13 protein-coding genes are annotated in these 13061 nt (G+C 75.8%); 10 read left to right on the top strand and 3 right to left on the bottom strand.

The window, feature by feature from the left end; all coding sequences use genetic code 11:
* Positions 1–52 precede the first annotated feature (52 nt).
* The gene (locus tag OO48_RS19265; protein WP_033217893.1) at positions 53–1138 is read left to right on the top strand and encodes a Zn-dependent alcohol dehydrogenase; all 1086 of its coding nucleotides are present in this window, start codon (positions 53–55) and stop codon (positions 1136–1138) included.
* Positions 1139–1361: 223 nt separating this feature from the next.
* On the opposite strand, the gene OO48_RS19260 is transcribed toward OO48_RS19265, so the two are convergent.
* The gene (locus tag OO48_RS19260; RefSeq protein WP_245194716.1) at positions 1362–2048 is read right to left on the bottom strand and encodes a molybdate ABC transporter substrate-binding protein; all 687 of its coding nucleotides are present in this window, start codon (positions 2046–2048) and stop codon (positions 1362–1364) included.
* Between the two features lie 39 nt (positions 2049–2087).
* On the opposite strand from OO48_RS19260, the gene OO48_RS19255 reads away from it, so the two are divergent.
* From OO48_RS19255 to OO48_RS19220, 8 genes are all read left to right on the top strand, one after another.
* On the top strand, positions 2088–2855 hold the full coding sequence (locus OO48_RS19255) for an IclR family transcriptional regulator (RefSeq protein WP_033217891.1): 768 nt from the start codon (positions 2088–2090) through the stop codon (positions 2853–2855).
* A gap of 172 nt (positions 2856–3027) precedes the next feature.
* A complete protein-coding gene (locus OO48_RS19250) occupies positions 3028–4242 on the top strand; it encodes a 4-hydroxybenzoate 3-monooxygenase (RefSeq protein ID WP_051732308.1) in 1215 nt (404 codons plus the stop codon).
* A 32-nt stretch (positions 4243–4274) separates the two neighbouring features.
* Complete coding sequence (locus OO48_RS19245; RefSeq protein ID WP_033217889.1) at positions 4275–5303, top strand: amidohydrolase family protein; 1029 nt, start codon at positions 4275–4277, stop codon at positions 5301–5303.
* A gap of 18 nt (positions 5304–5321) precedes the next feature.
* Entirely contained in the window at positions 5322–6011 is a 690-nt protein-coding gene (ligK, locus tag OO48_RS19240; RefSeq protein ID WP_033217887.1) for a 4-carboxy-4-hydroxy-2-oxoadipate aldolase/oxaloacetate decarboxylase, read from the top strand.
* A gap of 5 nt (positions 6012–6016) precedes the next feature.
* Positions 6017–6937 carry an amidohydrolase family protein gene (locus OO48_RS19235; protein ID WP_033217884.1) on the top strand — a complete coding sequence of 307 codons (921 nt, stop codon included), beginning with the start codon at positions 6017–6019 and terminating at the stop codon, positions 6935–6937.
* Between the two features lie 4 nt (positions 6938–6941).
* Positions 6942–8246 (top strand): protocatechuate 4,5-dioxygenase subunit alpha, encoded by a 1305-nt coding sequence (gene ligA / locus OO48_RS36415; RefSeq protein ID WP_081952227.1) that lies wholly within the window; start codon positions 6942–6944, stop codon positions 8244–8246.
* 1 nt (position 8247) lies between these two features.
* A complete protein-coding gene (locus OO48_RS19225; protein WP_033217882.1) occupies positions 8248–9222 on the top strand; it encodes a Gfo/Idh/MocA family oxidoreductase in 975 nt (324 codons plus the stop codon).
* Positions 9219–10220 (top strand): aldo/keto reductase, encoded by a 1002-nt coding sequence (locus tag OO48_RS19220; RefSeq protein ID WP_033217880.1) that lies wholly within the window; start codon positions 9219–9221, stop codon positions 10218–10220. Before OO48_RS19225 ends, OO48_RS19220 begins: the two co-directional genes overlap by 4 nt.
* Before the next feature lie 34 nt (positions 10221–10254).
* Here the strand turns inward: OO48_RS19220 and OO48_RS19215 are convergent, their stop codons facing one another.
* Positions 10255–11175: a DUF4097 family beta strand repeat-containing protein gene (locus tag OO48_RS19215; RefSeq protein WP_033217879.1), complete on the bottom strand. Its 921-nt coding sequence runs from the start codon at positions 11173–11175 to the stop codon at positions 10255–10257.
* A 182-nt stretch (positions 11176–11357) separates the two neighbouring features.
* Here OO48_RS19215 and OO48_RS19210 point away from each other — a divergent pair, with 182 nt between their 5' ends.
* On the top strand, positions 11358–12527 hold the full coding sequence (locus tag OO48_RS19210) for an AI-2E family transporter (protein WP_245194715.1): 1170 nt from the start codon (positions 11358–11360) through the stop codon (positions 12525–12527).
* A gap of 82 nt (positions 12528–12609) precedes the next feature.
* On the opposite strand, the gene OO48_RS19205 is transcribed toward OO48_RS19210, so the two are convergent.
* Positions 12610–13014 (bottom strand): SRPBCC family protein, encoded by a 405-nt coding sequence (locus tag OO48_RS19205; RefSeq protein WP_033217877.1) that lies wholly within the window; start codon positions 13012–13014, stop codon positions 12610–12612.
* Between the last annotated feature and the right edge of the window lie 47 nt (positions 13015–13061).

The raw sequence follows: 13061 nt of genomic DNA, 5'->3' as shown, positions 1-13061 counted from the left end.
GGCACCGAGAACACCCCCGAAGTCCGCCGAGAACACCACCGAGGTGACCGTCATGGTCCGTGCCGCCGTCCTGCGCTCCGCCGGAGCCCCGCTGGAGATCACCGAGATCGACCTGCCCGACCCCGGGCCGGGACAGGTCCGCGTCCGGCTCGCCGCCGCCGGCGTCTGCCACTCCGACCTGTCGATCGCCCGCGGCATGCTCCGCGCCGCCTTCCCGCTGGTCCTCGGGCACGAGGGCGCGGGCACCGTCGTCTCGGTCGGCGACGGCGTCACCGGGGTGGCGCCCGGCGACCCGGTCGTCCTGAACTGGGCCCCGGCCTGCCGCACCTGCTCGGCCTGCGCGATCGGCGAGCCCTGGCTCTGCGAGAACTCCGGCGCCGCGTCCACCGGCCGGTACGCCGCGCTGCCGGACGGCACCGGGCTCCACCCGGGACTGGGCGTCGGGGCCTTCGCCGAGGAGACGGTCGTCGACCGCCGGGCCGTCCTCCCGCTGCCCGCCGGCGTGCCGCTCGCCTCCGCCGCGCTGCTCGGCTGCGCCGTCCTGACCGGCTACGGCGCGGTGCACCACGCGGCCCGGGTGCGGGCCGGGGAGTCCGTGGTGGTGTACGGGCTGGGCGGCATCGGCCTGGCCGTGCTCCAGGCCGCCCGGCTCGCCGGGGCCTCGCCGCTGATCGCCGTCGACGTCACCCCGGAGAAGGCGGAGCTGGCCCGCCGCCACGGCGCCACCGAGTTCCTGCTCGCCGACGACTCCGCCCCCAAGGCCGTCCGGGCACTGACCGGCGGCCGCGGCGCCGACCACGCCTTCGAGTGCGTCGGCCGCGGCGCGGCGATCCGCTCGGCCTGGTCCGCCACCCGCCGCGGCGGCCGGACGACGGTGGTGGGCATCGGCGGCAAGCAGGACACGGTCTCCTTCTCCGCGCTGGAGCTCTTCCACTACGCCCGCACCCTGACCGCCTGCGTCTACGGCAACTGCGACCCGGACGAGACGGTGCCGGTGCTCGCCGGGCACGTGCGCGGCGGCCGGCTCGACCTGGACGCCCTGATCACCGACCGGATCCCCCTCGACGGCATCCCCGCCGCCTTCGAGCGGATGGCAGCCGGCCGGGGCGGGCGCTCCCTGGTGCTCTTCGAGCACTGAGACCGGGCGCCGCCGGGCGGACTCCGGGCGGCCGCCGGAGGCCTCGGCCGGGTGTCAGGTGCGGGTGTTCGCTTCCGCCGCCCTGCCCGGTGGGGGCCGCCTCCCGGGACGGTTCGTGGCGCCCGGGCGGATGCGCGGCGCGGGCGCTCGGCGCAGCGGTGACGGCCGACCGGTTCGACCCCGCCACGCCCTGACGCGCCGGAAGCCCGGTGGCGGGCGGCCGTCACCGGCGTGCCGCGTCCGGGTGCGGGCGTCCGGCCGGGCGCATGCCCCGGGCCAGGGCGGTGGCGTCGGCGGTGCCGGAGGCCAGCAGGTCGAGCAGGGCGCGGGCGCGTTCGGGGCGGGGGGCGGTGGTGAGGACGGCGGCGGCGAAGGTGGAGGTGATGGCGGTGTCGCCGGGCAGCGGGCCGAGGATCCGGACGCCGGGGAGGCCGGCGAGTTCGCTGTGCTGCTGGAAGGCGAGGTCGGCGCGGCCGTCGGCGAGCAGGGTGCCGGCGGGGGTGCCGGGCGGGGCCTGGACGAGGTGGACGCGGTCGGCGAGGCCGAGGCGGTCGAGCAGGGCGCGCAGGGCGGTGCCGCTGGGGCCGGTGGAGTGGGCGACGGCGCGGGCGGAGGTGAGCAGGGCGCGCAGGTCGTCGGCGCTCTCCAGGGCGGCGGGCGGTGCGCCGGCGGCGACGGCGGCGACGGTCTCGGAGTCCCAGAGCGGGCGGGGGGCCTCGGCGAGCCCTTCGGCGTGCAGCGCGGCGAGCGCGTCGGCGGCGAGCACGGCCAGGTCGGCGGTGGCGCCCGCGCGGATCCGGCGGGCGACCTCGACGCCGCCGGCGGCTTCGAACCGGACGGGGGGCAGCAGCGGGGCGAGGTCGGCCAGGACGGGGCGGACGGCCATCGAGGTCAGGGCGAGCAGGTCCACGGGGGGTTTCCTCCACGGGCGGGGTGCGAGACTGGCGGGATGAGTGCGAGCGGTGTGTCGGCGGCGGGCAAGGTCCTCCAGGTGCTGGCGGCGTTCGACCGCGAGCACCCGTCGCGGACGCTGTCGGAGATCGCCCGGTGCACGGGGCTGGCGGTGAGCACGGCGCACCGGGTGGTGGCGGAGCTGGCGGCCTGGGGCGCGCTGGAGCGGGCCGAGGACGGGTCGTGGCACGTGGGGCTGCGGCTGTGGGAGATCGCCTCGGGGTGTCCGCGCACCCAGATCCTGCGGGACGCGGCGCTGCCGTTCATGCAGGACCTGTACGAGGCGACGCACGAGAACGTGCAGCTGGCGGTGCGCGAGGGCACCGAGCTGGTGTTCGTGGAACGGATCGCGGGGCACCGCTCGGTGGAGCTGCTGACGATGGTGGGCACCCGGTTCCCGGTCGGGTCGACGGGGATGGGGCGGGTGCTGCTGGCGCACGCGCCGCGCGAGTTGCAGGAGGAGGTGCTGGCGGCGCCGCTGCGCCCGTGGACGCCGCACACGGTGACCGACCCGAGGACGCTGCGGGCGCAGCTGGACCTGATCCGCCGGGAGCAGGTCTTCGTGAGCGACCGTCAGCTGTCGGAGAGCACGGTGGCGGTGGCCGCGCCGGTGCGGATCGGGCGGGCCGGGCCGGTGAGCGCGGCGCTGGGGATCGTGGTGGCGGCGCGCGGCGCGGAGCGGGCGCGGGGGCTGCGGGAGCCGCTGCTGCGGGCGGTGCACGGGATCTCCGAGGAGTTGGGGCGGCGGGCCCGCACGGCGCTCTGAGGGCCGGGCCCAGTCTGTGCGGCGGGGGCGGCCGGAAGGGGGGCGTTTCCGTCAGGCGGAAAGGGCCGGGACGCGCGGCGCGGTGAGCTGCCAACGTTCGGGGCGTACCCGGACGGCCCGCTGCCCCGGGTACCGCCACCCTCGCCCCGCCCTGCCCTGCCCTGGAGCCGTCATGCCCGAATCCGTCGTCGACCCGGTCGACACCGTCACCGAGGTGCCCGTCGCGGTGGTCGGCGCGGGGCCGGCCGGGCTGATGCTGGCCCACCTGCTGGGCCGGGCCGGGGTGGACGCGGTCGCCGTCGACCTGCGCACCCGGGAGGAGATCGCCACCACCCACCGGGCGGGCATCCTGGAGGACGGCGCGGCCCGGGACCTGGTGGAGACCGGGGTGAGCGACCGGATCCTGCGCGCGGGCCACGAGCACGGGGGCACCGAGCTGCGCTTCGGCGGCCGGTCGCACCGGATCGACTTCCGGGAGCTGGTGGGCGCCTCGGTGTGGCTGTACCCGCAGACCGAGGTGTTCACCGACCTGGCCGACGCCCGCGCGCGCGACGGCGGGACGGTGCACTTCGGGGTGCGCGGCACCGAGGTGCTGGACGCGGACACCGACCGGCCGCGGGTCCGCTTCACGGCGGCGGACGGGACGCGGCACGAGCTGCGGGCTCGCTACGTGGTCGGCGCGGACGGCTCGCGCAGCACCTGCCGCGGCCTCGTCCCGGAGCGGCTGCGCACCCGGTACGGCACCGAGTACCCGTTCGCCTGGTTCGGCGTGCTGGCCCAGGCGCCGGTCAGCGCACCGGAGTTGGTGTACGCGCACTCCGAGCACGGCTTCGCGCTGATCAGCCAGCGCACCGAGACGGTGCAGCGGATGTACTTCCAGTGCGACCCGGACGAGCGGACGGAGGACTGGCCGGACGAGCGGATCTGGGCGACCCTGCAGGCCCGGGTCGCGGGCGAGGACGGCTTCCGGCTGGTCGAGGGGCCGATTCTGGAGCGGTCGGTGCTGCGCTTCCGGTCCTTCGTGCAGGAGCCGATGCGCTGGGGTTCGCTGCTGCTGGCGGGCGACGCCGCGCACACCGTGCCGCCGACCGGCGCGCGCGGACTGAACCTGGCGCTGCACGACGTCAAGGTGCTGGCGGGCGTGCTGCTGCGGGCGCTGGGCGCCGAGGGCGACGCGGCGCTGGCCGACTACCAGCCGCTCGCGCTGCGCCGGATCTGGCGGGCCCAGCACTTCTCGTCCTGGATGACCCGCCTGCTGCACACCGCGCCGGGCGCCACGGCGTTCGAGCTGCGCCGCCAACTGGGCGAGCTGGACGGCGTGGTGGGCACCCGCGCGGGCCGCGCCTACCTGGCCGAGCAGTACACCGGCTGGCCGACCGCCGCCTGACACCCCGTTCGAAGACCCCTCAGGAGACCTCCGTGATCATCGACGCGCACGGCCACTTCACCACCGCCCCGCCGCAGCTCGCCGCCTGGCGCGAGCGCCAGGCGGCCGCCGCGAACGACCCGGCCGCCGCCCCCGACCCGGCCGGGCTGCGCATCTCGGACGACGAGCTGCGCGAGGCGGTCGGGTCCAACCAGCTGCGCCTGATGGACGAGCGCGGCACCGACCTGACGGTCTTCTCTCCGCGCGCCAGCTTCATGGCGCACCACGTCGGCGACTTCGCGGTCTCGTCCGTCTGGGCGCGGATCTGCAACGACCTGGTGCACCGGGTCAGCACGCTGTTCCCGGAGCGCTTCGCGATGGGCGCGATGCTGCCGCAGTCGCCGGGCGCCGACCCGGCGAGCTGCCTGCCGGAGCTGCGGCGGGCGGTGGAGGAGCTGGGCGCGGTCTCGGTGAACCTCAACCCGGACCCGTCGGGCGGGCACTGGAGCGCGCCGCCGCTGACCGACCGCTCCTGGTACCCGCTGTACGAGGCGCTGGTGGAGTACGACGTCCCGGCGATGGTGCACGTGTCGACGTCCTGCAACCCGGCGTTCCACACCACCGGCGCGCACTACCTGAACGCCGACACCACCGCGTTCATGCAGCTGCTCCAGGGGAACCTGTTCGCGGACTTCCCGACGCTGCGGCTGGTGGTCCCGCACGGCGGCGGCGCGGTGCCCTACCACTGGGGGCGCTTCCGCGGGCTGGCGCAGGCGCTCGGCGGGCCGACCCCGGAGGAGCTGGTGGGCACCAACGTCTTCTTCGACACCTGCGTGTACCACCAGCCGGGCATCGACCTGCTGGCCTCGGTCGTCCCGTCCGGGGGCGTGCTGTTCGCCAGCGAGATGATCGGCGCCGTCCGGGGGGTCGACCCGCTGACCGGCCACCACTTCGACGACACCCGGCGGTACGTGGACGCCACCGACCGCCTCTCCGACGCGCAGCGGGCCGCGGTGTACGCGGGCAACGCGCTGCGCGTCCACCCCCGACTGGCCGCCCGCCTCGCCGCGTCCGGCCGCTGACACCCCCAGGAGCAGACCATGGAGCACACCGAACTCGGTGTCGTCCACACCAGGATCGAGCGGCCCGACGAGGCCGCGGTGGCCGCGCTGTCGGCCTTCGGCACGGCGACCGTCCACGAGGCGATGGGCCGCACCGGCCTGACCCGCCCGTACCTGCGCCCGGTGTACCCGTCGGCGCGGCTGTGCGGTCCGGCGGTCACCGTGCTGCTCCAGCCGGGCGACAACTGGATGCTGCACGTCGCGGCGGAGCAGGTCCGGCCGGGCGACGTGGTGGTGGCGGCCTGCACGACGGAGAGCGAGGACGGGTTCTTCGGCGAGCTGCTGGCGACCTCGCTGCGCGCCCGGGGCTGCGCGGGCCTGGTGATCGACGGCGGGGTGCGGGACGTCGCGGAGCTGGCGGCGATGGACTTCCCGGTGTTCTCGCGGGCGGTCAACGCCCGGGGCACGGTGAAGGCCACCTTGGGCTCGGTCAACGTCCCGGTGGTGTGCGCCAACGCGCTGGTGCGCCCGGGCGACGTGGTGCTGGCGGACGCCGACGGCGTGGTGGTGGTGCCGCGCGAGCGGGTCGCCGGGACCGCCGAGGCGTCCGCGGCGCGGGAGGCCAACGAGGCGGTCAAGCGCGAGCGGCTGCGCGCGGGCGAACTCGGCCTGGACATGTACGCGATGCGCGGCCCGCTGGCCGAGCTCGGCCTGCGCTACGAGGACTGATCACCATGGACCAGCAGAAGACCCCGGGCTGGCTGGACTGGCACCCCGCCCCCGGCCGCCCCGCCCTCGAACTGCCGGCCGGCGCGGTGGACGCGCACTGCCACGTGTTCGGCCCGGCGGCGGAGTTCCCGTACGCGCCGGAGCGCAAGTACACCCCGTGCGACGCCTCCGCCGAGCAGCTGTTCGCCCTCCGCGACCACCTGGGCTTCGCCCGCAACGTGATCGTCCAGGCCACCTGCCACGGCGCCGACAACCGGGCCCTGGTGGACGCGCTGCGCCGCTCCGGCGGCCGGGCGCGCGGCGTGGCGACCGTCGGGCCGGGCGTCTCGGACGCCGAGCTGCGCGAGCTGCACGAGGCGGGGGTGCGCGGCGTCCGGTTCAACTTCGTCCGCCGCCTGGTCGACGTCACCCCGCGCGAGGACCTGTGGGACGTGGTGGAGCGGATCGCCCCGCTGGGCTGGCACGTGGTGCTGTACTTCGAGGCCGCGGACCTCGCCGGGCTGCGCGAGTTCTTCCTCTCGATCCCGGTGCCGCTGGTGATCGACCACCTGGGCCGCCCGGACGTCTCCAAGGACGTCGACGGGCCGGAGTTCGCCGGGTTCCTGTCCTTCCTGCGGGCCCGGGACGACGTCTGGTGCAAGGTCAGCTGCCCGGAGCGGCTGTCGCTGACCGGCCCGCCGGCCCTGGACGGCGAGCGCGACGCGTACCGGGACGTGGTGCCGTTCGCCCGCCGGGTGGTCGAGGAGTTCCCCGACCGGGTGCTGTGGGGCACCGACTGGCCGCACCCCAACCTGAAGGACCACATGCCCGACGACGGCCTGCTGGTCGACTTCCTGCCGCACGTCGCCACCACCCCCGAACTGCGCCGGCGCCTGCTGGTGGACAACCCGATGCGCCTCTACTGGCCCGAGAACGAAGGGAGTTGACGCCATGGCAGTCGACCGCAGCTACCGGCTGGTGCCCGGCACCACCATCTTCGACGCCGAGCAGTCCGCCCGCGGCTACCACCTCAACCAGTTCTGCATGTCGCTGATGACGGCCGAGAACCGGGCCGCGTACCTGGCCGACGAGCGCGCCTACCTGGACGCCTGGCCGCTGCGCGAGGAGCAGAAGCGGGCCCTGCTGGACCGGGACCTGAACGCGGCGATGCGCGAGGGCGGGAACATCTACTTCCTCGCCAAGTGGGGTGCCACGCTGGGGTTCTCGTTCCAGCAGATGGCGGGTTCGATGACCGGCATGACCGAGCAGGAGTACCGGGACATGATGGTCTCCGGCGGCCGCTCGGCCACCGCGCCGGCCAGCCGGATCGACCACGCCGTGCTGGAGGCCGCGCACGCCGGCCAGGCGCCGCCCGCCGAGCACGCCGCCGTCTCGGCCGCCGTGTTCACCTCGCACGTCCCGGCGATCGGCGCCGCGATGGACCACGGCAAGACCGAGGAGCCGTACTGGCGGCCGGTGTTCGCCGGCTACGAGCACTCGCGGCGGTGGGCCGCCGCGCACACCCCCGACGTGGTGATCCTGGTCTACAACGACCACGCCAGCGCCTTCGACCTCTCGCTGGTCCCGACCTTCGTGCTGGGCACCGGCGCCGCCTACCCGACCGCCGACGAGGGCTACGGCCCGCGCCCGGTGCCCGGGATCGAGGGCGACCCGGAGCTGGCCGCGCACCTGGCGCACTGCCTGATCCAGGACGACTTCGACCTGACGCTGGCCAACGAGATGCCGGTCGACCACGGGCTGACGGTGCCGCTGTCGCTGATGTTCGGCGAGGTGGAGAAGTGGCCGTGCAGGGTGATCCCGTTCCACGTCAACGTGGTGCAGTACCCGGTGCCGTCGGGGGCGCGCTGCTTCGAACTGGGCCGGGCGCTGCGCCGGGCGGTCGAGTCGTACCCGCGCCCGCTGGACGTGCAGGTCTGGGGCACCGGCGGGATGAGCCACCAGCTCCAGGGCCCGCGCGCCGGGTTGATCAACCGGGAGTGGGACAACGCGTTCCTGGACCGGCTGGTGGCCGACCCGGCGGGCCTGGCCCGGGTGCCGCACCTGGAGTACGTCGAGGAGGCCGGCTCGGAGGGCATCGAGCTGGTGATGTGGCTGATCGCGCGCGGCGCGCTGAGCGACGTGGACGACGGCGGCAGCGTGGACGTCGAGCACCGCTTCTACCACGTGCCGGCGTCCAACACGGCCGTCGGCCACCTGATCCTGAACAACAACCGTCGCCCTTCCGAGGAGAACTGACATGACGAAGCGGCAGCCCCTGAGGATCGCCCTGGCCGGCGGCGGCGCGTTCGGCGCCAAGCACGCGGCGGCGCTGCGCCGGATCGAGGGCGTGGAGGTGGCCGCCGCGGTCTCCTCCTCGCTGGACAGCGCCCGGAAGTTCGCCGCCGAGCAGGGCATCGCCCGGGCGGCCGGCAGCCTGGCCGAGGTGCTGGCGGCGGACGAGGTGGACGCGGTGATCCTGGCCACCCCGACGCCGCTGCACGCCGCCCAGACCCAGGAGTGCCTGGCGGCGGGCAAGCACGTGCAGGTGGAGATCCCGGTGGCGGCCTCGCTGCCGGACGCCGAGGCGTGCGTCGCGGCGGCCGAGCGCACCGGCCTGGTGGCGATGGCCGGGCACACCCGCCGCTTCAACCCGAGCCACCAGTGGGTGCGCCGGCGGGTCGCGGCGGGCGAGTACACCATCCAGCAGATGGACGTGCAGACCTACTTCTTCCGCCGCAGCAACCTCAACGCGCTCGGTCAGAAGCGCAGTTGGACCGACCACCTGCTGTGGCACCACGCCGCGCACACCGTCGACCTGTTCGCGTACCAGACCGGTTCGCCGATCGTCCGGGCCAACGCCGTCCAGGGCCCGATCCACCCCGAACTGGGCATCGCGATGGACATGTCGATCCAGTTGCAGGCGGCGAGCGGCGCGATCTGCACCCTCTCGCTGTCCTTCAACAACGACGGCCCGCTGGGCACCTTCTTCCGCTACATCGGCGACACCGGCACCTACCTGGCTCGCTACGATGACCTGGTGACCGGAGAAGACGAACCGATCGACGTCAGCGGCATCGACGTCTCCCTGGACGGCATCGAACTGCAGGACCGCGAGTTCGTGGCCGCGATCCGGGAAGGCCGCGAACCGAACGCCTCGCTCGCCCAGGTGCTGCCCTGCTACCGCACCCTGGCCGACCTGGAACGGCAGCTCGCCACCCCGGTGGGCGCATGAACACCCTCCGCAGGATCGGCCCGTTCGAGGTTCCGGCGGTCGGCCTCGGCTGCATGAACCTCAGCCACGCCTACGACACGCCGCCCTCGCCCGAGGACGCCGCCAAGCTGCTGCTGTCCGCCCTCGACGCGGGCGTCACGCTCTTCGACACCGCCGCGCTGTACGGCTTCGGCGCCAACGAGGAGCTGGTCGGCCGGGTGCTGGGCCCGCACCGCGAACGGATCGTGCTGGCCTCCAAGTGCGGCATGACCGGCGTGGACGGGCGGCGCGTCATCGACGGCCGCCCCGGGACGATCCGGCGCACCGCGGACGAGTCGCTGGCCCGGCTCGGCACCGACGTGATCGACCTGTACTACCTGCACCGGCTCGACCCGGCCGTCCCGGTCGAAGAGAGCGTGGGCGCGCTGGCCGAGCTGGTCGAGGCGGGCAAGGTCCGCGCCATCGGCCTGTCCGAGGTGTCGGCGGCGACCCTGCGCCGGGCGCACGCGGTGCACCCGGTCGCGGCGCTGCAGAACGAGTACAGCCTGTGGACCCGCAACCCGGAGCGCGGCACCCTGGCGGCCACCCGCGAACTGGGCGTCGCCCTGGTCGCGTTCAGCCCGGTCGGCCGCGGTCTCCTCACCGACGCCCCGCCCCGGACGGCCGACCTGCCGCCCGGCGACATCCGGCGGACCATGCCGCGCTTCACCGACGCCCACTACCCGGCCAACCTGGCGCTGCGGGCCGAACTCGCCGCCCTGGCCGGGGGCGCGGGCCTGACGGTGGCGCAGCTGGCGCTGGCCTGGGTGCTCTCGCGCGGCGAGCACGTGCTCGCCATCCCGGGCACCCGCTCGGTGGACCACCTGCGCGAGGACGTCGCGGTCCTCGGCCTGGACGTGCCCGCCGAACTGCTGGCGGCGGCCGGCCGGGTGCTCTCGGACGAGACGGTGCACGGCTCGCGCTACGCGGAGGCGACCCTGCCGGAGATCGACACCGAACGCTGCGGCGCGGCGGGCTGACGGCCCCGCGACCCCGCCCGTGCTGCCCGCCCGCTCACCCGCCGGCGGGCAGCACGGCCAGCGAGGCCGAGGTGGTGCGCAGCCGCACCCGGTGGTCGGCGTCCGGCCGCGAGGGCAGGGCGATCCGGACGTCGGCGGAGGCCGCGTCCGAGTCGAAGTCGTAGCCGTCGCCCCCGTCCGGCAGCCGCAGCGCCACCGAGGCGGACGCCGACTCGACGGTCAGGTCGCCGGGCGGGGCGGCGAAGCCCAGGTCGGCGCTGCCGGAGCGGACCGACACCGTCGCGTGCTCCGGGCGCAGGCCGACGGCGGTGCAGCGGATCGAGGCCAGGGACAGCGCGAGGTCGCCGCGCAGCCCGGACAGCGCGATCTCCCCGGACTCCTGGCGGACCGTCAGCGCGGTGTCCTCCGGAACGGTCAGCCGCAGCCGCCCCCCGCACCGCTCGTACGGCCCGCCGGGGGCGACGGCGCACCGCACGGGCACGACGCCGTCGCTCCCGGCCGGGCCGAGCCGGACCAGGCCGGGGCTCTCGGACCCTTCGGGCAGGTACTCGGCGGTGGCGGTGGAGTCGTGGGACCCGACGATCTCGACCCGGCCGGACACCCCGTCCAGCAGCAGCGCCCGCGGGCTCCCGGGCAGCGCCCGCGGCCCGTCCCCGGCGCCGGGCCCGGGCCCGGGGCCCTCCCCGTTCCGGCCGGCCAGGGTCACCGCGCAGACCCCGACCAGCAGCAGCGCGGCCGCCGCCGCACCGAACCGCCACGCCCGGCGACGGCCGCCCGGCGGAGCGAACCGCGGGACGGCGGGCGGCGGCGCGGCGGGCGGCGGCGCGGCGGGCGGCGGGACGGCCGGCCTCGGGGGCGCCGAGGGGGTCGGCGGGGCGGACGGGGTGCGCGGGGCCGCCGGAGCCGACTGCTGCGGCACGGACGGTTCCGGGTGCGGCGGTACGGGCTCGTTCATGTCCGGCCGTGTGCCCGCCCGGAGCCGGAAGCATTCCCGTCGGACGGCCGGACGGTCCGAACGGCCGAACGGCCCGCCCGCTGCCGCCACCGCGCGGCTCCCGGACCGGGGGGCTTCGACGCGGCGCGACGGGGCAACCGGACGGTGCCCCACAGGCCCGCGAACGGAACGGAAGCACGGCGATGAAGATGCCACCGGGACTGCGCGTCGTCACCACCGGCGCCGCCGACGGAATCCGTCGGCGGCTGTTCGTCCCCCCTGACGCGGCCCCGGTCGCGCCGCCTGCCGATCCCCCGCCGGCCGCGGAGCGCGGGCGCCGCTCGCTCCTGGCCCGCCTGCCCGGCTTCTCGCTGGGCCTGCGCCTGGCGCTCGGCGCGCTGACCGGCTGGTTCCTCTTCCGCCAACTGCTGCGCCTGGAGGAGTTCCTGACGCTGCTGCTGCTCTCCGCCTTCCTCGCGGTGAGCATGGAGCCGGTCGTGGCCGCGCTGTGCCGGCGCCGGCTGCGGCGCGGCTGGGCGGTGGCCGTGGTGCTCGGCGTCTTCCTGCTGCTCGTCGCGGGCTTCCTGCTGCTGGTCGTCCCCCCGGTGAGCCGGGAGGCCGGTGTGCTGGCCCGCGGGGTGCCGCTCTGGCTGGAGCAGGTGCACGACCACCACTCGGCCCTCGGCCGGATCGAGGACCGCTTCCACCTGGCCGAACAGGCCAAGAACGCCCTCGGCGGCAACGGCGGGGCCGGCCTGATGGGCGGCGTCCTGGGGGCCGGGCGCCTGCTGCTGGACACCGTCACCTCGTTGACGGTCGTCGTCACGGTGACCCTGTACCTGATGGCGGGGATGCCCGACATCAAGGAGTTCTGCTACCGCTTCGTGAAGGGCAGCCGGCGCGACCGGGCCCGCGAGCTGACCGAGGAGATCCTCACCCGCACGGGGCGCTACATGCTCGGCAACCTGGTGACCTCGGCGATCGCCGGCGTCGCCACCGCCGTGTGGTGCGCCGCGGTCGGCGTGCCGTACGCCGCCGCCCTCGGCGTCTTCGTGGCGCTGATGGACCTGGTGCCGATCGTCGGTTCCACCATCGGCGGCGTCGTCGTCAGCCTGGTCGCCCTCGCCGTCTCCTGGCCCGTCGCCCTCGCCACGGCCGGCTTCTACATCGGCTTCCGGCTGCTGGAGGACTACCTGATCATGCCGCGGGCGATGAAGTTCGCCGTCGACGTCCACCCCTTCGTGACCATCGTGGCGGTCCTGATCGGCGGCGCCCTGCTGGGCATCGTCGGCGCGCTGGTCGCCGTCCCGGCCGCGGTCGCCCTCGGGCTGCTGCTGGACGAGTTCGTCTTCCCCCGCCTCGACCGCCGCTGACCCGCCGCCGGCCCGCCCCTCCCCCGCTCCCCGCTGTCCCGCTGTCCCGCTGTCCCGCTGTCCCGCTGTCCCGCTGTCCGGTTCAGCGCAGCATGGCGTGCAGGGCGCGGCGGAAGAGGAGGCGTCCGCACCAGGCGGTGGGGCGGTCGAGGAGGGCGGGCAGCGGGGCGATCCGCAGGTCCTCGCGCCAGCGGACGACGGCGCCGGCGGGGTGCGGGCGGACTTCGATCTCGGCCCACCCGGTGATCAGGGGGCCGCGTTTGACGAGCCGGCAGGTGCCGGGGCGGTCGGCGGTCGGGGGTTCCCAGCGGACGACGTCCATCACGTCGTCGAAGCCGTACCGGCCGGCGCCGGTGCGGGCCGTCACGGTGCGCCCGTCGGAGCGCACGGCGGTCAGCGGCACCGCGTGGCGGGGCCAGTCGGTGACGCGCCGCCAGGCCTCGCCGGGGTCCAGCGGGGTGGCCGCCACGATGCGGAACTCGGTCATCCGCCGATGCTATCCGCCGCGCGGCGGCCCGGGCCGGACCGCCGCCG

Source organism: Kitasatospora phosalacinea, from assembly GCF_000716545.1.
Lineage (GTDB): Bacteria > Actinomycetota > Actinomycetes > Streptomycetales > Streptomycetaceae > Kitasatospora > Kitasatospora phosalacinea.
This window is presented reverse-complemented; position numbering and strand designations above follow the sequence as displayed.

What these genes read in the sequence shown, in the direction of transcription:
- OO48_RS19265 (WP_033217893.1), top strand. Translation starts at nt 53, where the DNA reads ATGGTCCGTGCCGCCGTCCTGCGCTCCGCCGGAGCCCCGCTGGAGATC.
- OO48_RS19255 (WP_033217891.1), top strand. Translation starts at nt 2,088, where the DNA reads ATGAGTGCGAGCGGTGTGTCGGCGGCGGGCAAGGTCCTCCAGGTGCTG.
- OO48_RS19250 (WP_051732308.1), top strand. Translation starts at nt 3,028, where the DNA reads ATGCCCGAATCCGTCGTCGACCCGGTCGACACCGTCACCGAGGTGCCC.
- ligK (WP_033217887.1), top strand. Translation starts at nt 5,322, where the DNA reads ATGGAGCACACCGAACTCGGTGTCGTCCACACCAGGATCGAGCGGCCC.
- OO48_RS19235 (WP_033217884.1), top strand. Translation starts at nt 6,017, where the DNA reads ATGGACCAGCAGAAGACCCCGGGCTGGCTGGACTGGCACCCCGCCCCC.
- ligA (WP_081952227.1), top strand. Translation starts at nt 6,942, where the DNA reads ATGGCAGTCGACCGCAGCTACCGGCTGGTGCCCGGCACCACCATCTTC.
- OO48_RS19225 (WP_033217882.1), top strand. Translation starts at nt 8,248, where the DNA reads ATGACGAAGCGGCAGCCCCTGAGGATCGCCCTGGCCGGCGGCGGCGCG.
- OO48_RS19220 (WP_033217880.1), top strand. Translation starts at nt 9,219, where the DNA reads ATGAACACCCTCCGCAGGATCGGCCCGTTCGAGGTTCCGGCGGTCGGC.
- OO48_RS19215 (WP_033217879.1), bottom strand. Translation starts at nt 11,175, where the DNA reads ATGAACGAGCCCGTACCGCCGCACCCGGAACCGTCCGTGCCGCAGCAG.
- OO48_RS19210 (WP_245194715.1), top strand. Translation starts at nt 11,358, where the DNA reads ATGAAGATGCCACCGGGACTGCGCGTCGTCACCACCGGCGCCGCCGAC.
- OO48_RS19205 (WP_033217877.1), bottom strand. Translation starts at nt 13,014, where the DNA reads ATGACCGAGTTCCGCATCGTGGCGGCCACCCCGCTGGACCCCGGCGAG.